Origin of the sequence: Vibrio sp. 99-70-13A1 (genome assembly GCF_013114625.1) — a bacterium.
Taxonomy (GTDB): domain Bacteria; phylum Pseudomonadota; class Gammaproteobacteria; order Enterobacterales; family Vibrionaceae; genus Vibrio.
Genome location: NZ_VTXD01000023.1, coordinates 51,817 through 70,837, shown reverse-complemented (window position 1 = coordinate 70,837; position 19,021 = coordinate 51,817). Strand labels below are relative to the sequence as shown.

The following is a 19,021-nucleotide window of genomic DNA, read 5'->3' as shown; positions in this document are numbered from 1 at the left end:
GAGACAGAGACAGAGACAGAGACAGAGACAGAGACAGAGACAGAGACAGAGACAGAGACAGAGACAGAGACAGAGACAGAGACAGAGACAGAGACAGAGGCAGAGGCAGGTTAGCGAGGAGTGGAAGAGATACAGACTTTGTGGTGAAGCTTTATTTTGGATAAACGCAAGATACAAAAAAGGCCGCCATAGAGGCGACCTTTCATTTATTCGTATTAGCTACGACATTAAAGTTCTAATTAAAGAGCGATAACGTTGCTAGCTTGAAGACCTTTTTGGCCTTGCTCTACTTCGAAAGACACTTTTTGGCCTTCTTTAAGAGTTTTGAAACCCTCAGAAGCGATAGCACGGAAATGTACGAATACGTCTGCGCCGCCGTTATCTTGAGTAAGGAAACCGAAACCTTTCTCTTCGTTAAACCATTTTACGATACCAGTATTTGAGTTAGACATGTTATGTCCCTTATTTTATTTAATTGAAAAACGTTCAATATTAACAGATTGTTAATGTATTGAATTATATAATGTGATGCTAAATAAAAGGGAAACGCCTAACTACAAAAACTAAGTTTTAATAGTGGAAGTTTTACTTGTACTTGATGCTGCATTTAATAACTCTCTGAACAACTGGCGCTATGATAACGCTGGATGGTTTTTTGTACAGAGTTTTTTTCGTTTTTTTTAAAATTATTCAGTTTGACAAATGGAGGTATTTTGAGATTTTTTATTCGTCGCAATACTCTATTAAGTTCTATGGTTTCTAATGCTTATTTTTTAGCTAAAAAAGCCGTTAAAACTCTCGAATTAACGGCTTTTTAATCAAAAACTTAAACTTATAAAATTGTCAGAGTTTGATTTATCAATTTTAGATTGTCTATTAATTGTTGCTGTGTAGCTCGCTGTTGAGCTCAACTGCTGATTTGTTAGCTAGACATTCAATTTGACCAGTCACAGAGTTGCGGCGGAATAGTAGATCAGAAACGCCAGCCAGATCGCGTGCTTTAATGATTTCAACCTCATTGCCATCTTTATCAAGCATGCGAACCTTAGTTCCCGCCGTCACGTAAAGACCAGACTCAACTGTGCAACGGTCGCCCATTGGGAAGCCAAGACCTGCGTTTGCGCCTAATAAGCAGTTTTCGCCGATAGAGATAACCATCGTACCGCCACCAGAAAGCGTACCCATAATAGATGCACCACCACCGATATCAGAACCGTTACCTACAACAACACCAGCAGAAATACGACCTTCAACCATGCTTACGCCAGTAGTACCTGCATTAAAGTTGATGAAACCTTCATGCATTACTGTTGTGCCTTCACCTACATGTGCGCCAAGACGAACACGAGATGTATCAGCAATACGGATACCAGCTGGAACTACGTAATCCACCATTTTAGGGAACTTGTCTACACAATCTACAGACAGAGTTTCTCCTGCAAGGCGAGCTTCAATTTGACGCTCTGCTAACTCAGGTAGATCGATTGGACCTTGATTTGTCCACGCGATGTTGTGCAGTAGACCGAAAATACCGTCTAGTACCGTACCGTGTGGTTGCACTAGGCGGTTAGAGATAAGTTGTAGTTTAAGGAAGCCTTCAGCAACAGATGCTGGCTTCTCGTCAGTCGCAAGAACAACAAGAACAAGAGGTTGAGCTGAAGTTGCTGCCTTTTCAGCAAAAGAAGCGTTTGCAGCGTCGTCATTTGCTGCGAAAGCTTTTGCAAGCTCTGCACTTTGTGCCGCAGAGATTTCGATAGCTTGGTTGCCTTCAGTGTAACCGGTCACTTCTGCTACTGCAGAGACTAGCGCATCGCTTGGGTTTAGAAGTGGGTTAGGGAAAAACGCTTCAATGATTTTATTGTCGCGGTTTTTGGTTGCCGTACCGAAGGCCAGTGAAAAGTAAGCCATGTTGAATCTCCATGTTTGAATTGGTCTATGGATAGCGAGTCGCTATCGCATGATATTTCATCTTAGGAACATCATAAAGAGAGCGCTCTTGTTATGAAAGAGTGTATGGAGAGAAAGTCTGTAAAATGATATTGCTTGTCTTTTTAGAGATACATTTCACTTTTTGGATATTGATTTCGTTATCATGTCATTTGGATCATGCTGGGTTGATAATAGAGAGGAAATTCCAGAGAGTGTGAAGTCCAAGTCTGTTTGACACCACATAAAGAGAAATTATTAATCAATTATCATGCATTAAAAATTATTCAATAAAGCAGATCTCAATTTTTATAAAAAAGCTCATAAATTATTTAGATAATACGACTTTTGTTTATTTCTAGTAGTGCATAGCAGCGACTGAAAAAAGCCCCATTCATAGCAAGAAAAGTAAGATGGCGATCACTAACGCACTGCAAAATATCAGTATATTACCCGCCATATTGATATCTATAACGATAAATGAAGGATCTGCTATGAATTTTACTAAGTCTCTATTGGTACTTTCTATTGGTGTCGCAATGGTCGGTTGTGGCTCAGATAGTAACGATGCACCTTTGACATGTGATACTGCTGAATCTTGTACAAAATTTACGGTTTTACACACAAACGATAACCATGGTCGTTTCTGGGAGAACAGTAAAGGCGAGTACGGCATGGCTGCACGTAAGACACTGATTGACAGCATTCGAGCTGAAGTGGCTGAAAATGGCGGCGAGACTATTTTATTATCAGGCGGTGATATCAACACTGGTGTACCAGAGTCAGATATGCAAGATGCAGTGCCTGATTTCGTAGGCATGAACTTGCTTCAGTATGATGCAATGGCACTAGGTAACCATGAATTCGATAACACTCTAGATGTATTAGAAATGCAAGCTGAACTTGCAGACTTCCCAATGCTAGCGGCAAACATCTATGTAAAAGATGGCGCCACCGTGACTGAAGAAAGACTATTTGACCCATACAAAGTATTTACTATTAATGGGTTAAAAGTCGCGGTTATCGGCCTTACGACAAAAGATACGGCAAAATTAGTTAACCCAGCTAACGTAGCAACGGTTCATTTCGGTGATCCTCAAGTAGAAATTAAAAAAGCAATTGATGAAATCAACGCTAATGAAACGGTTGATTTAATCTTTGCAACAACGCACATGGGTCACTATGTAAACGGTCTACACGGTAGTGAAGCTCCTGGTGATGTTCTATTGGCACGTTCTTTAGAAGAAGGTCAATTAGATGCGATCATTGGTGGTCACTCTCAAAACCCTGTTTGTATGGAAGGCAATGAATACGCTGATTTCAAACCAGGTGATGACTGTAAACCAGATCAACAAAATGGTACTTACATCATGCAAGCGCATGAATGGGGTAAATACGTAGGTCGTGCTGATTTTGAATTTTATGGTGGTGAGTTACACCTAGCTAAATATGACTTGGTGCCTGTTAACTTAAAAGAAAAAGATGACAACGGTGAATACCAGTTCATCGAAACTGAAATTAAGCCAGACCCAACAGTAAAATCAATCCTTTACCCATACCAACAACAAGGTCAAGAGTTGCTTGACGTGATCATCTCTAATACTGATGGAAAATTAGAAGGTGAGCGTGGTGTGGTTCGTGCTGAGCAAACTAACCTTGGTCACCTACTAGGCGAAGCGTACCGCACATATGAATTAGTGAATGCTGACTTTGGTGTGATGAACTCAGGTGGCGTTCGTGCTTCAATTGAAACTGGTGATGTAGCTTACCGTGACGTATTGACAGTTCAACCATTTGGTAACTTCGTTACAAAAGCAACAATGACGGGTGCTGAAGTGAAAGACTACCTAGATGTAGTTGCAACTAAGACCGCAGGTTCTGGTGCTTATGCACAACTGGATAATATTAGCCTGACTGTTAACTGTGACCTGAGCGACGTGACTATTCGTGACATTAACAATAAAGGCTTTGATCTAGCAGAAACGTACACTTTCTCTGTAATTAGTTTCAGTGCTGCAGGTGGTGATGACTACCCAGTGATTGATGTTGAATCTACTCAGCTAACAGATGCATTTGTACTTCGTGAGTTTTTTGCTGCTAACCCGCAAATTACTGCTGCAGATTACGCTCCAGAAGCTGGCAAACTTATTTACATGAGTAACGGCCAAGAAGTGAAAGGCTGCCCAGCAAGCTAATCATTTTTATCTAAATCAATTTTATTGATATTAATCAGCCAGCAATTTGCTGGCTGATTTTTTATGTCTAGAATCTTTAAATGTAGAACCTTATATAGCATCTAATATATGAGCCCAAAAATGATCTTATGCTTGGCTCACTGCAACAGCTAAGGCTACGGTAGCCCCAACCATAGGGTTATTCCCCATACCAATAAACCCCATCATCGCCACATGGGCCGGCACAGAAGAGCTACCAGCAAACTGTGCGTCTGCGTGCATTCTTCCCATTGTATCTGTCATGCCATAAGAAGCGGGACCTGCGGCTACATTATCTGGGTGAAGCGTTCTGCCTGTACCACCACCAGAAGCGACAGAAAAATATGGTAACCCTTGGTTGTTACGCTCCATTTTGTAGATACCAGCAACCGGGTGTTGGAAGCGAGTTGGGTTAGTTGAGTTCCCCGTAATGCTCACGTCTACTTGTTCTCTATGCATAATTGCCACACCTTCACGAACATCATCTGCGCCGTAGCAAAGGATGTCTCCTCTTGGGCCTTTAGAGAAGCGTTTACGTTCGACTTCAACTAACTCATTAGTGTCGTAGTTGAATTGAGTGCGCACATAGGTAAAACCATTAATCCGTGAAATCAAATAGGCGGCATCTTTACCTAGTCCATTAAGAATAACTTTTAGCGGTGTACTTCGTGATTGGTTGACGTTCAATGCAATCTTTATTGCCCCTTCTGCAGCAGCAAAAGATTCATGTCCAGCTAAAAAGGCGAAGCATTGGCTTTTTTCATTCAGAAGGCGAGCTGCTAGGTCCCCATGCCCAATCCCAACTTGACGCTGCTCAGCCACGCTGCCTATTTTCGTGAATGCCTGTAAGCCTTCCCCTATGATAGTAGCTGCTTGCTCTGCATTCTTGGAGTGTCGGAAAAGTGCCAATGCTGTGCCTAAGGTATAAGCGTTTACTGCGCTTTCAAAGGCGATAGGTTGGGTTTCCATTACTGTTGTTTTTGGGTCAATATTTCGTTCTATGCAGTACTGATAGGCTTGCTCAAGAGAAGATAGATCCATTTCATTCAATAGGTTGAGTACATGTTCTGGTAATTGATTATTCATAATAGGATTCTCTAAGCTTGGCGTGGGTTAATGGTTTTAACGGCTTCATCGAATCGACCATAAGTTCCGGTCGCGAGTTTCGCTGCTTGATCAGCAGGAGTACCTTCATTGATGGCTTTCATCATCTTTCCAAGGTTGAGGTACTGATAACCAATCACTTCGCTATTCTCATCAAGCGCTAATAGCGTGACATAGCCTTCCGCCAGTTCCATGTAACGCACACCTTTTGCTTTTGTCGCGTAACTGGTGCCGACTTGGCTGCGCTGTGTTTGACCTAAGTCTTCAAGAGCGGCTCCGACTTCCAAGCCCCCTTTAGAAAAGGCTGATTGAGTGCGTCCGTAGACAAACTGCAAAAAGATTTCACGCATTGCGACATTAATAGCGTCACAGACCAAATCAGTATTTAAAGCTTCAAGAATGGTTTTGCCAGTGAGGATCTCGGCTGCCATCGCTGCAGATTGAGTCATACCAGAGCAACCAATAGTTTCGATAAGTGCTTCTTCTACGATGCCATTCTTAACATTCAAGGTAAGCTTGGCTGCACCTTGCTGAGGAGCACAGCTACCAACGCCATGACTAAGACCTGATATGGCAATCACATCCTTTGGGCTGACCATTGCTCCTTCAACAGGAATAGGTGCAGATGCGTGTAGATCGCCCCTTTGAATAGGACACATAGATTGAATTTCTGAAGAGTAATGCATAATGTTTTCTCACTAATAAAGTCATTTAAGACCTAAGCGTTGAGAAAACAGGACATGTTGGAAGAGGTGTGGCTAAATTCACTACAGATCTTTTGTGCCGATATTCCAAATGTCGCTGTGAACTGATGCTCACGTAAAGTGGTAGGAATAACGATACACCCAACAGTTTTACCTGTTTTCGATTCTGTAGGAGTCATTAGCACTGTTCGAAAAGAACGGGCGGTTGAAGCGAAAGCTTAGGTGGAACCCCATCACCTGATGACAATAGATTAGATCTTTATCACACTTTCATGCAAGTGAATATTTAGAGCAATTTCGACTATAAATAGCGCTTATTATATTGCGATAAGTATAAAAAAACGCCAATAAAGAACTCTGTTGAGAACTAATTATTAGCGTTTTTTAAAAGTAATCAGCTAGTTATGCTGCGTTTTCTTCAGAGCTTTCAACTGCTTCAAGCTTTTGCGCTTTTTTCGGAGCCGGTTTACGCTTAGCTCCTAGTGCGTAAAGAACTTCTTCTTTGTTCTTCGCTAGGTACATTGCAAGTTCTTCTTGCTTACCTTCATCTTCGATTAGTTCACTACCACCGAGTAAAGTGAATAATTCATCTGCCATATCCAGCATTTTGTCATAAGCGTCAGCTTCGGCTTTAGAGGTAAAAGTCATTTTCTCTTCTCCGTTGCGTTCGACCACGTACTTAACGATAACAGCCATGGTTAGTCCTCAAAGTTTGGTTGATTTTTACTGGCTTTTTATACAGTTTTACAGGTTAAAAGTCCAGTTGAATGCCCTTAGAGCCTTCATTGGTGAGAGCCTAGTCTAGTTGTTGCTGCCAGTGTTGGCAGTATTCCATAAAGGATTTGAGTAAGGGACTTTGATATTTGTCTTTATGAACCAGTAACCAAAATCTTCGCTTCATATCTAATGGCACATTCAATACTTTTACTCGCCCATCTTGAATGGCTGGTTGTACAGCGAGTTGAGATAAGCAGGCAAAACCAAGCCCAGCAGAAACTGAATTGATGATGGCTTCAGTCGTATTCAATTCAAATGACTCGTACCAATGCTCTAAACGTGGAGCAACGGTTCGAAGAAAGAACTCGCGAGTCCCAGAGCCTGATTCTCGTAATAACCAGTAGCTGCTTTCCAAATCGAGCAAAGAGACCTGATCTTGTTGGGCGAGAGGATGATCAGCTTGAGCAACGATACACATTTCATCATCACTAAATTGACTAGAAATAAGTTCTTTGTGCTGAGTTTTGCCTTCAATTAGAGCAATGTCGAGTTCGTAGTCGACTAGCTTTTGGCAAATGAGGGCACTGTTGGAAATGAATAAGCTTTGATCTTGATGCTGAGTCTGTTGCCGAAAACCTGACAAAATATAGGGTGCAACTTGATTACCAATCGTATCGCTTGCACCAACTTTCAGTAAGCCGCTGAGTGCTTGTGTATCACCGAACAGTTCATCTATTCCAGCAGCTCTATGCAATATTTCATCTGCAAGCGGTAATAATTTTTGACCTTCTTGATTGATCACAAGGCGGTTATTCACTCGATCAAACAAAGAGTGACCAAGTTGTTTTTCCATTTCGCCAAGCGCCATGCTGACCGCTGCTTTAGATAAAAATAAAGCTTCTGATGCCGCTGTAAGTGTGGAGTGTTGAGTAATGGTGACAAACACTTTTAGCTGCTTAATCGAAATATTAGACATGGCTTTCCTAATTCATAGAGGCAGAGCTTTCTAACTCATAGGGGAGTAGTTTGTTGTTCATAGAGGAATATTGTGTAGCTCTACGACAAATCATTTGTGGCTCATAGAAATAGCGTTTAGTTATTCTGAACGCCTGTTATATATAATTGGATATTCGTAAACATTGTGCAAGCATATTATGGCTTCAACAAGCTAATGAGTTCGCAAATTAAGGTGAATGAATGATGTGGAACGAGTTAAAAGAGAGGCTAATATGATTAAACGTATCCAACACAGTTTAACTGGTGCTCCAACCCCAATGGCTGGTTTAGCGTTAGCCATTGCGAGTTTAGGGTGGTGCTGGGATGGAGTGCTAGTCTCGCAAGGTGTTTTGCATACACCAGGTGTCGTTCAGTGGGTTAGCTCTGCAATTGCTGCGAGTTTGTTGCTTATTTTAGCCGTTAAATTTTTGATTCACGGACATTTACTACGTGAAGATTTAGCTCACCCAGTTGTTGGCAGTGTTGTTCCTACTTTTGCTATGGGCTGCATGATTGTTTCTGCTTCATTAGCTCCTATTTCTCAATTCTTGCAAGAGGCGGTATGGTTAGCATCTGTTGCCTTACACGTTGTTTTTCTAGTGAGCTTTTTGTACCACAGAGCAAAACAGTTTGAGATTCACCATATGGTGCCAAGTTGGTTTGTGCCACCGATTGGTATTATTGTCGCGGATGTTTCTTTCTCTGGAAATCCAACGTTGCAGCCGGTCGCGAATGTTGTCTTGATGTTTGGCTTGATCGTTTATGCGGTAATGCTACCACTTATGATTTATCGATTAATGTTTCGTCATGAAATCCCGGATGCAGCGAAACCTACGATTGCAATAATGGCTGCGCCAGCAAGCTTATCGTTAGCAGGGTATTTGACGGTTTCTGCTAATCCATCTCCGGTCATTATCAGCTTGTTGTTTGGTATTGCAGTGCTCATGACATTTATTATTTACGTCGCGTTTTTAAAGTTGCTTCGTCTACCCTTTAGCCCAGGTTATGCGGCTTTTACTTTCCCTATGGTTATTGGTGCGACGGCTTTATTTAAAATGGCGGCTTGGATGCAAGGCGTAGGTATTGACGCTCAGTTTATCAATCAAATTTATAATTTAGCGTATTTAGAACTGGTCGTTGCGACCTCGGTAGTGACTTATGTCGCCGTGCGATATTACATGAATTATCAGCCACACCGTCTCTTCCGAGTGATTGAGAATCGATTCTAAGCACACACTCGTTCAAAAGGTAAACAGACGTTAAGTTTTCAGTATTTCATAAGCTTATATTGCTCATTGAACCTCTGCACTTATGCTAATCTGACATCATATTGTGGCAAGATTAACGTGAGTGCACTTTGTTTACTGTTTACCATTCCAATAAAGTCGATACTTTAAAAATTATCCTCGTTCATTTAATTAAGAATGATCCCTTAGCTAATCCATTTGATAAAGAGCAGATTCTTGTTCAAAGCCCGGGTATGTCTCAGTGGCTAAAAATGGCGTTGGCAAAAGAGTTTGGTATTGCGGCTAATTTAGAGTTCCCACTACCTGCCACCTTTATTTGGGAAATGTTCACCCAAGCCTTACCTGATGTCCCTAAACGCAGTGCTTTTAACAAAGAAGCCATGACGTGGAAGTTGATGAGCTTGCTCCCTGCTAAGCTCGAATTACAAGAATTCTTACCATTACAGCGTTATTTAGAAAATGATGACGATAGCTCTAAGCTGTACCAATTGGCTGAAAAAATTGCCGATATTTTTGATGGCTATTTAGTATACCGACCTGAATGGATGGCAAGTTGGGAGTTCGGTGAAAGCGTCGCTGAATTAAGCGAGGAAGGAGAGCAGCAAGAGCACCCTTGGCAGCCAATTTTATGGCAAGCCTTGTATGAACAAACATTATCTCAAGGGCAATCTAAATATCACCGTGGCAACTTATACCATGATTTTATTGAAGCGCTGATTGCCAATAAAGCCAACTTAGACAAGCTTCCTAAGCGATTGTTTGTCTTCGGTATCTCTTCACTGCCACCTCGTTATATGGATGCGCTAAAAGCACTAGGCGAGCATATTGATGTTCACTTAATGTTTACCAACCCTTGTCAGCACTATTGGGGAGATATTCGAGATAGAAAAACTATCGCTCGGATTGAAGCAAACCAAAGAAAACAATTTGCACTGGTGAATGGTACACCTCAATTAGAAAGAGAAGCATCACCATTAAAAAATGGCATAGAAGCGAATGTCGTAGAAGATGAATTACATACTGGGCACGCAGTGGGCAACAGCTTACTGGCATCGTTAGGTAAACTAGGACGTGACAATTTACTTTTGTTATCGCAATCGGAATGTGAAGAGCATGAGTTTTTCATTGATGTGCCACGCGATACTCTATTACACCAACTCCAAGCCGATATTTTAGAGCTAGAAGAACATCAAGACGATCACATACTAGATTCAAGCCAACATAAGCAAGCGATTCAACTTGGTGATAGCTCGGTGACGGTGCATGCATGTCACAGCCCAATGCGTGAAGTTGAAGTACTTCATGATCAACTTCTAGCGATGTTCGATGCCGATCCAACCTTAAAACCACGCGACATCATTGTGATGGTGGCAGACATTAATGCTTATAGCCCTGCCATTCAGGCTGTGTTTGGTAATGCGCCTGGTGAGAGGTACGTCCCTTACTCCATTTCAGATAGAACCGCCGATCAAGAAAGCCCAATTCTTGCTGCTTTCATGCAGCTGGTGGCGTTACCAAATACACGTTGCCTTGCTTCTGAACTTCTTGAGTTGCTTGAAATACCCGCAATGATGGCAAAATTCGAGATAGATGAATCTCAATTTGAACAAGCTAAGCAATGGGTTGAAGAAGCTGGGATCCGTTGGGGAGTGGATGCTTCAACCGCAGAAGAATTCGAGCTACCCGCAACCGCGCAAAACACTTGGTTATTCGGCATTCAAAGAATGTTGCTGGGCTATGCAATGTCCGACTCTGCTGGTTTATTTGAAAGTCACGGAGATTCCATTGCAGCTTACAATGAAGTTCAGGGCATAAATGCTGAACTTGCAGGGAAACTCGCTCATTTTATTGAGAAAATTGCTCACTACCGTGATTTGCTTACTCGTTCTCAGTCAATTGATGGGTGGCGTGAAGTATTACTTTCTATGATTGATGATTTCTTTGCAGTTGAGCTTGAAGGTGAAGTCGTACTGAAGTCCATCCGAGATGCGCTTTCTCAACTAAAAGAGCAGTTGGATGATGCTTTATTTGAGCAAGAGCTGTCTCCAAGCATCATTTACCAATACTTAAATAATAAGTTATCTGGTGCGCGCATTAGCCAGAGATTCCTTGCCGGACAAGTTAACTTCTGTACCTTAATGCCAATGCGTTCAATCCCTTTTAAAACAGTATGCCTGTTAGGCATGAACGATGGTGTGTACCCGCGTTCAGTGCCCCCTGAAGGGTTCGACTTAATGAATGGTCGTATTCGCCCTGGTGATCGCTCCCGCCGAGATGATGATCGTTACCTTTTCTTAGAAGCCATGCTTTCGGCTCAAGAGTGCTTATATATCAGCTTTGTTGGTCGCTCAATTCAAGATAATACCGAGCGTGTTCCTTCTGTCTTAGTGGCTGAGTTATTGGAATATTGTCAGCAGAACTATTGCTTAGATGGTCAGCAAGAATTACCTAGTGATGATTCAGGTGAAAACCTAGAACAAGCGATGACGTTTGAACATTCAATGACGCCATTTAGCCCTTCGGCTTTTAATCATGATTTAGCACCAGCTATGAATAGCTACGCGAGAGAATGGTTACCTGCCGCAAACAGACAAGGGCAAAGAAGTGGTGATTTTAACCGTTCCTTGGATGAGTACTTACATGGTGCGACTTATCCTTTAGAACTTGATTTGGTTGAATTGCAACGATTCTGGCGCTTACCTGTGCAGTACTTCTTCAATCGTCGCTTAAAAGTGATGTTTGAGCCACCGCTACCAGTAATGGAAGATGATGAACCGTTTGTGCTAAATGGGCTGGAAAGTTTCCAACTTAAGAATGGTTTACTGCAAGTATTGCTCGACAATTCAGACAATGTTGATGAAGCCGTTTCGCAATTTGTGTCTGAACAAAAAGCGCAAGGTAAGTTACCTATTGGTGCATTTGGTGACATAGAGTTTGAAACGAATCGAGTCCAAGCCGAAGAGTTAGCCAAAGAAATTCGCTTTGTGAGCGGTTCTATCCAAAGCGATATAGACGTGAATATTGAACTCAACGTTCTTGGTGAAGGTAAACCAGTCCGCTTAACGGGTTGGTTAACTCAAAACTATCGATCAGGCTTAGTTCGTTACCGAAGCGGAAAAATACGCTCACAAGACTACTTATCAGCATGGATTGATCACTTGTGTTGCGCTGCTATGGGGAATACAAAATCCACCCATATTATTGGCTACGATAAAAAAGAAGGCGTTGTGCATTTAACTTATGCACCGCTTAATAACGCTCAGAAAGCGGTCGAGTTATTAGGTGAATTCGTTGAGCTATTTTATCAAGGAATGACAGCGCCGCTGCCTTACTTCCCTAAAACGGCACTTGCAAATGTTGAGGCGGGCTTTAGCCGAGGTAAGTGGGTTGATGATGAAGAAAAGTCATTCAAGAAAATGGCAGATACTTTTAACGATAGTTATGCATTTACTGGTGAAGGTCGTGATACTTATATTTCTCGTATCTGGCCGCAATGGAATGATGAACTTGCCGCTCAAGCTCGTTTATATTCCAGCCGAATCTTACAAGCTCCTCGTTTATCAGCCATCGACCCTAAAGATCAGGAATAACCAATCAAGCAGTTAGCGTTCTGATTTTAAAGAGATATGTCTAAAGAGCTTTAGGAAGGTAAATAAAGCAGTAGATAAGCTGAGTTAGGAAAACAGAGAATTAGAAAGCTAGGAAAACAGAAGGCAAGAAAGCAGAAAGGTAAAGTGGCCGCCAGTAAATCATTATTAGTGTAGGGCGTTCGCTGTGCGGCCATAGGTCAGAGGGACCATGATTCTTTTGGTTAGCAAAATGTAACAAAATATAGCTAACTCATGGCGCGCATAGTATCGGGCACATGAAATGTTAACCGTGAGTGAGATCTCACAACATTCTAGATAGTAAATAAACATTCATAATTTCCTCCATTTTATGGGAAAGATCACATGCATTTAGATCGATTTCTATTTGCTGTGGGTCAGAGGTAAAGGGAACCCTCGTGGTTTAAGCAGGGATCACCCAATTCAGATAATTGAATGATGACAATAACGAAAACAAAACTGATAGTGAAAGGTGTGCATTTATGACAGTAACGTCTCAGGCGAATTCAATAGTGGCGACGCCTCTTGAAACCATGACATTTCCTTTGCATGGTGCGCGGCTCATTGAAGCTTCTGCGGGCACAGGTAAAACCTTCACTATTGCAGGTTTGTATTTACGTTTGTTATTAGGTCATGGCTCTGCGACTTCAGAAGAATCAGAAGGCACACGTCACCAGCAACCTTTGACCGTCGATCAAATATTAGTCGTGACCTTTACCGAGGCGGCAACTGCAGAACTAAGAGACCGTATTCGTTCTAGAATTCATGATGCCAGAATTGCTTTTGCTCGCGGCGTCAGTCATGACCCTGTTATTGCTCCGCTACTAGAAGAAATCCCCAATCACCCTCAAGCTGCGTCAATTTTGTTGCAGGCTGAGAGACAAATGGATGAAGCTGCGGTTTATACGATCCACGGTTTTTGTCAGCGAATGCTAACGCAAAATGCTTTCGAATCTGGCAGCCGTTTTGACAATGAATTTGTCACTGATGAAAGTCATTTGAAAGCTCAAGTGGTCGCGGATTATTGGCGACGCCAGTTTTATCCACTGCCGATGCAACTGGTTGGTGAGGTTCGTAATATCTGGGGCTCACCTTCGGCTTTACTGGCTGATGTAAACCGTTATCTGACTGGCTCTCCACTTAAACTTACTGTTGAAGCGATGAGCGGTGACTTGCAAAGCCTACATAATCAGAACCTAGATAAAATCAAAGCCTTGAAAAAGCTATGGCTAGACTCAGAGGCTGACTTTTTAGCGCTAATATCTGGGTCTGATGTTAATAAGCGAAGCTATACCAAAAAGTCACTACCCACTTGGCTTGAAGCCGTTACAGCTTGGGCGAACAGTGAAACGTACGATTACATTGTTCCGGATAAACTTGAGAAGTTTTCTCAAAGTACATTAAATGAAAAAACACCAAAAGGTACAGCGCCTCAACATGCTGTTTTCGAAGCTATCGAGGACTTTTTAGCGAATCCAGCGGATCTTAAAGCGCCTTTATTGGCACACGCAATTCAACATTGTAGAGAAATGTTGGCAAAGGCTAAGCAGCAAAAGCAATGGTTGTCTTTTGATGACTTGTTGACTCAGTTATCTGCTTCAATTGATATGGATGAGCAATCACTGTTAATTGAACGAATTCGAAGCTTATACCCAGTTGCAATGATCGATGAATTCCAAGATACCGATCCCCTTCAATACAGTATTTTTAGCCGTATTTATTTAGACAGCCCAGAATGCGGCTTGTTTATGATCGGAGATCCCAAGCAAGCGATCTACGGCTTCCGTGGGGCGGATATTTTTACTTACATTAAAGCTCGTAACCAAGTTAGTGCTCACTATACGTTGGGGACAAACTGGCGCTCAAGTTCTGATATGGTGAGTGCTGTGAATCAAGTGTTCGCAACACCAGATAGCCCTTTCATCTATGATCAAGATATCCCTTTTTTATCGGTATCGGCGAGTCCTAGTGCCGATAAAAGAAACTGGGTTATGAATGGTCAAACTCAGCAAGCCATGACCTTTTGGCTACAAGAAGCAGACGATAAGCCATTGCCAAAAGGTGAATACCATAAGGCGATGGCAGAAGCGACCGCGAGTGAAATTCAAACTATTCTTACCGCTTCTCAGCAAGGGCAAGCTTTCTTTGATTCAGGTAAAGAGCAACATGCTATTGCCGCTGGGGATATTGCGGTACTGGTGCGTACCGGAAGTGAAGGTAGGTTGGTTAAAAATGCATTAGCTGAGCAAGGTATCGCAAGTGTGTACCTATCAAATAGAGACAGTGTATTCATTAGCTCTGTCGCGCAAGATATCCAACGCTTATTACAAGCAGTTCTGACTCCTGAAAATGACAGAGCGCTTAGAGCAAGCTTAGCTTCAGAACTTTTTGCATTGGATGCAGCCTCACTTGATGAATTGAATAATGATGAAGTGGTGTGGGAAAACGTGGTGAATGAATTCCGCGAATACCGCAAGCTTTGGCAAATCCGAGGTGTGCTACCCATGTTACGTGGTGTTATTAGTAAGCGCCATTTAGCAGAAAGATTATTGGAAGAAGAAAATGGTGAGCGCTCACTTACCGACTTAATGCACATCGGTGAACTTTTACAGCAAGCAAGGCAGGAGCTTGATAGTGACTATGGTTTACTGCGCTGGTTGGCAGAATCTATTATCGACGCTCAAAATGGTTTAGGTGGCAATGAAGACGATATTCAACGTCTTGAATCAGAGAGAAATCTCGTTCAGATTGTTACGATTCATAAGTCTAAAGGCTTGGAATATGACTTAGTATTTTTACCTTTTGTTACTAGTTACCGCGAAGCAAGTGAAGGCAAATACTATGACCATGAAACTGACTCAACAGTATTAGATATTACAGGTAGCCCTCAAGCCTTAGCTCAAGCAGATAAAGAACGTTTAGCTGAAGATTTACGCTTAATTTACGTAGCGCTTACACGTGCTGTTTACGGGTGTTACATCGGCATGGCACCTTTGAGGAAAGGTCGCTCAACGAAAGAGCCTACTGGCGTTCACCTAAGTGCAATGGGGCATTTGGTACAAAATGGTGAAGAGCTAGGCATTGCAGAACTTACGCAAAAACTAGCGGGTTTAGAAACGAATGGTTCAAGTATTATTTTAGCAGACGTTCCAACTGCTCATGATGATGTTTTCAAAGCTAATGAAGAGCAACCTGAAGCATTAGAAGCCAGAATTTTACAGACTCACATAGATCGAGGGTGGCGAATTACAAGTTACTCAGGGTTAGTAAAACAAGGTCATCATAGTGCAAGTCATGATGCGACTATTGAAGTGTCAGGGCTCGATGTTGATTCCGCTGATGAGCAAGATGAGTCGGAACTTATTGAACCAGAACGCTCCATCTTTACTTTCCCAAGAGGCGCTCGCCCCGGAACGTTTTTACACACTTTGTTTGAAGAGGTGGAATTCACTGAACCTGCGACTTCAGAACGTAATGAACAGGTCATTTTACAGCTACTTGAATCTGAGCAATATGAAGCCGAATGGTTACCAATTTTACAAGAGTTGGTCGATACCGTTCTTAATACTCCACTTGATGGAAAAGATTTAAAATTATCCAGTAAAGGAGAATCTCAGCGGTTGGTTGAGATGGAATTCCTGTTGCCGATAGAAGTGCTTAGTTCTTCAGAATTGAATAGGGTAATTCAATATCACGATCCTTTATCGGCTAAAGCTGGGGATTTAGGCTTTCAAACAGTGCAAGGAATGCTGAAAGGCTTTATTGATTTAGTCTTTGAGCACCAAGGCAAATATTACGTATTGGACTGGAAATCTAACCATCTAGGTGACGATGTGAGCGTTTATCATGGTGAAGCCTTGAAAGCGGCAATGGCTGATCACCGATACGACTTACAATATCAAATTTATGCACTTGCACTTCATCGATACCTTCGAAGTCGAGTGGCTAACTACCGATATGATACTCATTTTGGTGGTGTGTATTACCTATTTTTACGTGGTATTGATGGGCAATCACAGCAAGGGATATTTTCAGCTAAACCTTCTCTTGAGCTACTAGAGGAAATGGATCAATTGATTGATGGTAAAATCATTGATAGACGAGATGCACTTTTAAATGATGACGAAGCCGGACAAATGGAGCTTTTATAATGACACCTATTGATTTTAGTACGGCTTCATTGCTCGACATTTTAAAACTGTTGGCTGGTAAAGGGTCTTTACGTCAGCTGGATTATCAATTCGCACGATTTATAGCTCAGCAATCCCAGCAGCAAGGGGCACAATATTCCCAAGAACTTGGTTTTATCGCTGGAGTGGTCAGTAATGAATTAGGAAAAGGTAATATCTGTGTCCAACTTTGCCTTTTTAACTCCAGTAAAGGTTCAGATTCTAAATCAAGTGCTTATGTCGACTTTGCTCATTTGCTTGGGCTATATGGTGAGGCTGCCTTACAACTTAACCAAAGGTTAATAAATATTGATTGGCTGAGCATCCTAAGTGACTCTCATCTTGTTGGGCTTGACCAATCTGCAGATGCTAAGCCTTTGATGTTTGATGGACAAAGGGTTTACCTACACCGTTACTGGAATTATGAGGTTGTTTTAGCCAATACTTTAAACCGCTTAAGTAAGCCAGTTGAATTCAGTTCTGATCAAAATCAAGCTTTAAGCCAAACGTTAGATCGTCTCTTTTCTCGAAGCTATCATTTCTTATTTAATGCATTAGCTAAAGCGGCAGCAAGTCATAAAAGTACTCAAGTGTTGAGACAACAACTTGTGTGTGATCATCTTGATGTTGTTGAAGAGTCGTCATTGAACTGGGCTGCGATTGATGAGCAGTTACAAAATGCAACTCAAGTGCCTGATCTGCAAATTCTTGATACTTTAATACCATTGTCAGTTTGTTTAAATTGGCAAAAAGTGGCAGCGGCGGTGGCATTAAGCCGCAGGTTTACCGTTATTTCTGGAGGTCCTGGTACCGGGAAAACCACAACCGTTGCTAAGCTATTAGCCGCTATGGTTGAGCAAAGCTTAGGTGAAAATAAGGGTGAGGTTGGCAACTTACCAAACATCAAGTTAGTTGCTCCAACAGGAAAAGCAGCCGCACGTTTGACCGAATCTATTGGTAAAGCCATTGAGCAATTACCGATTTCACCTGAGGTGAAAAATAACATTCCGACAGAATCTAGCACGCTACATCGCCTTTTAGGTGCCATCCCGAACCGTGCTGAGTTCCGTCATAATCGCAATAACCCATTGCACCTCGATATATTAGTGGTTGATGAAGCTTCAATGGTTGATCTATCCATGATGTATAAGCTGGTGGATGCTTTACCTGATCATGCAAGGCTAATATTACTCGGTGATAAAGATCAGCTTGCTTCTGTAGAGGCGGGGGCAATTCTTGGCGATATATGCTCGTTTACGGAGTCTGGATATAGCTCGTCACAAGGTGCGCTGATTGCGTCACTGACAGGATTTGAGGCTTTGAATAAAGCGTCTAAGCTGGCTAAGCATCCATCCATTGCTGATAGCTTATGTATGCTGCAAAAGAGTTATCGATTTGACGCTCGTTCAGGCATTGGTCAGTTAGCGAAAGCCATCAATATGGGAAGCTCTCATCAAGTTGATAAAGTATTTAATGCTGGGTTTGATGACATCGAAAATCATATGTTGTCGAGTGATAGCTATAACTTAATGCTCCGCACACTAGTGACAGAATATGGTCGTTATCTCAATAAAATTGATGAGCCATTAAATACAATAGCTTTGAATGTTAGTGAAAAAGAATCGGCTTCAGGTGATCTCGCTTTTGAAGATCTCAGCGAGATGCAAAAAGAACAAGAATTAAGAGTGAAAGCACAGGATCAAAAAGCAAAATCTGTTCTTGATCTATTCAGTCAGTGCCGCTTGTTGTGTGCTATTCGAGAAGGTGACTTTGGTGTTTCGGGGTTAAATCACCGTATTGAAAAAGCATTAGCAGCAAGGCGATTGATTCAACCTAATAATGATGAACTTTGGTATCACGGTCGTCCTGTCATGGTAACAAGAAACGATCACGGTCTTGGTCTCTATAATGGTGATATTGGGATCTGTATGCTGGATGCTACAGACGATAGCCGAGAAGGAGAGGCTGCTCGATTGAAGGTGTATTTTGAATTACCTGATGGTAGTGTGAAATCTATTCTACCTAGTCGAGTTCCAGATCATGAAACCGCTTATGCGATGACAATTCATAAATCTCAAGGTAGTGAATTTGATCTGACCTTAATGATTTTACCGCCAGAGTTTAGCCCGATTTTAACTCGCGAATTGATTTATACCGGCATCACACGAGCAAAAAGTCGTTTAATGATGTTCAGTGATACTGGAGTGTTAAAGCGTGGTATTAAAGTGAGAACAGAGCGAATGAGTGGGCTGGTTAGCCGCCTTGTGAACTGAAGAATATAGATAGTGCGTATATCGATAGGACAATATAGCTAAGTAACATATAGCTAAGTAACCA

11 protein-coding genes and 1 riboswitch are annotated in these 19,021 nt (G+C 41.9%); of the genes, 5 read left to right on the top strand and 6 right to left on the bottom strand.

Annotated elements, in window-relative coordinates:
• Positions 1-239 precede the first annotated feature (239 nt).
• Both F0226_RS14805 and dapD read right to left on the bottom strand, forming a co-directional pair.
• Positions 240-452, bottom strand: a complete 213-nt coding sequence (locus tag F0226_RS14805) for a cold-shock protein (protein WP_137374914.1) — start codon at positions 450-452, stop codon at positions 240-242.
• A gap of 424 nt (positions 453-876) precedes the next feature.
• On the bottom strand, positions 877-1,908 hold the full coding sequence (dapD, locus tag F0226_RS14800) for a 2,3,4,5-tetrahydropyridine-2,6-dicarboxylate N-succinyltransferase (protein ID WP_171736356.1): 1,032 nt from the start codon (positions 1,906-1,908) through the stop codon (positions 877-879).
• Between the two features lie 512 nt (positions 1,909-2,420).
• On the opposite strand from dapD, the gene ushA reads away from it, so the two are divergent.
• The gene (ushA, locus tag F0226_RS14795; protein WP_171736355.1) at positions 2,421-4,121 is read left to right on the top strand and encodes a bifunctional UDP-sugar hydrolase/5'-nucleotidase UshA; all 1,701 of its coding nucleotides are present in this window, start codon (positions 2,421-2,423) and stop codon (positions 4,119-4,121) included.
• A gap of 126 nt (positions 4,122-4,247) precedes the next feature.
• Here the strand turns inward: ushA and F0226_RS14790 are convergent, their stop codons facing one another.
• The 4 genes from F0226_RS14790 to F0226_RS14775 form a co-directional block, all read right to left on the bottom strand.
• Positions 4,248-5,225 (bottom strand): GGGtGRT protein, encoded by a 978-nt coding sequence (locus tag F0226_RS14790; protein ID WP_171736354.1) that lies wholly within the window; start codon positions 5,223-5,225, stop codon positions 4,248-4,250.
• An 11-nt stretch (positions 5,226-5,236) separates the two neighbouring features.
• The gene (locus F0226_RS14785; RefSeq protein WP_171736353.1) at positions 5,237-5,929 is read right to left on the bottom strand and encodes an iron-sulfur cluster assembly scaffold protein; all 693 of its coding nucleotides are present in this window, start codon (positions 5,927-5,929) and stop codon (positions 5,237-5,239) included.
• Positions 5,930-6,109: 180 nt separating this feature from the next.
• A riboswitch (Fluoride riboswitch) is annotated at positions 6,110-6,194 on the bottom strand.
• A 155-nt stretch (positions 6,195-6,349) separates the two neighbouring features.
• Positions 6,350-6,643 (bottom strand): YebG family protein, encoded by a 294-nt coding sequence (locus tag F0226_RS14780; RefSeq protein ID WP_171736352.1) that lies wholly within the window; start codon positions 6,641-6,643, stop codon positions 6,350-6,352.
• A gap of 100 nt (positions 6,644-6,743) precedes the next feature.
• Positions 6,744-7,640 (bottom strand): LysR family transcriptional regulator, encoded by an 897-nt coding sequence (locus tag F0226_RS14775; RefSeq protein ID WP_171736351.1) that lies wholly within the window; start codon positions 7,638-7,640, stop codon positions 6,744-6,746.
• A gap of 298 nt (positions 7,641-7,938) precedes the next feature.
• Between F0226_RS14775 and F0226_RS14770 the strand changes: the two genes are divergently transcribed.
• The 4 genes from F0226_RS14770 to recD all read left to right on the top strand — a co-directional run bounded on the left by F0226_RS14770 (position 7,939) and on the right by recD (position 18,957).
• The gene (locus tag F0226_RS14770) at positions 7,939-8,889 is read left to right on the top strand and encodes a TDT family transporter (protein WP_171736409.1); all 951 of its coding nucleotides are present in this window, start codon (positions 7,939-7,941) and stop codon (positions 8,887-8,889) included.
• 128 nt (positions 8,890-9,017) lie between these two features.
• Positions 9,018-12,497: an exodeoxyribonuclease V subunit gamma gene (gene recC, locus F0226_RS14765; RefSeq protein ID WP_171736350.1), complete on the top strand. Its 3,480-nt coding sequence runs from the start codon at positions 9,018-9,020 to the stop codon at positions 12,495-12,497.
• Positions 12,498-12,997: 500 nt separating this feature from the next.
• Positions 12,998-16,666: an exodeoxyribonuclease V subunit beta gene (gene recB / locus F0226_RS14760; RefSeq protein ID WP_171736349.1), complete on the top strand. Its 3,669-nt coding sequence runs from the start codon at positions 12,998-13,000 to the stop codon at positions 16,664-16,666.
• Positions 16,666-18,957: an exodeoxyribonuclease V subunit alpha gene (gene recD, locus F0226_RS14755; RefSeq protein WP_171736348.1), complete on the top strand. Its 2,292-nt coding sequence runs from the start codon at positions 16,666-16,668 to the stop codon at positions 18,955-18,957. Before recB ends, recD begins: the two co-directional genes overlap by 1 nt.
• The last annotated feature ends 64 nt before the right edge of the window (positions 18,958-19,021 follow it).

Excerpts from the sequence above, each read along its gene's own strand:
- F0226_RS14805 (WP_137374914.1), bottom strand. The coding sequence starts at position 452 with ATGTCTAACTCAAATACTGGTATCGTAAAATGGTTTAACGAAGAGAAA.
- dapD (WP_171736356.1), bottom strand. The coding sequence starts at position 1,908 with ATGGCTTACTTTTCACTGGCCTTCGGTACGGCAACCAAAAACCGCGAC.
- ushA (WP_171736355.1), top strand. The coding sequence starts at position 2,421 with ATGAATTTTACTAAGTCTCTATTGGTACTTTCTATTGGTGTCGCAATG.
- F0226_RS14790 (WP_171736354.1), bottom strand. The coding sequence starts at position 5,225 with ATGAATAATCAATTACCAGAACATGTACTCAACCTATTGAATGAAATG.
- F0226_RS14785 (WP_171736353.1), bottom strand. The coding sequence starts at position 5,929 with ATGCATTACTCTTCAGAAATTCAATCTATGTGTCCTATTCAAAGGGGC.
- F0226_RS14780 (WP_171736352.1), bottom strand. The coding sequence starts at position 6,643 with ATGGCTGTTATCGTTAAGTACGTGGTCGAACGCAACGGAGAAGAGAAA.
- F0226_RS14775 (WP_171736351.1), bottom strand. The coding sequence starts at position 7,640 with ATGTCTAATATTTCGATTAAGCAGCTAAAAGTGTTTGTCACCATTACT.
- F0226_RS14770 (WP_171736409.1), top strand. The coding sequence starts at position 7,939 with ATGGCTGGTTTAGCGTTAGCCATTGCGAGTTTAGGGTGGTGCTGGGAT.
- recB (WP_171736349.1), top strand. The coding sequence starts at position 12,998 with ATGACAGTAACGTCTCAGGCGAATTCAATAGTGGCGACGCCTCTTGAA.
- recD (WP_171736348.1), top strand. The coding sequence starts at position 16,666 with ATGACACCTATTGATTTTAGTACGGCTTCATTGCTCGACATTTTAAAA.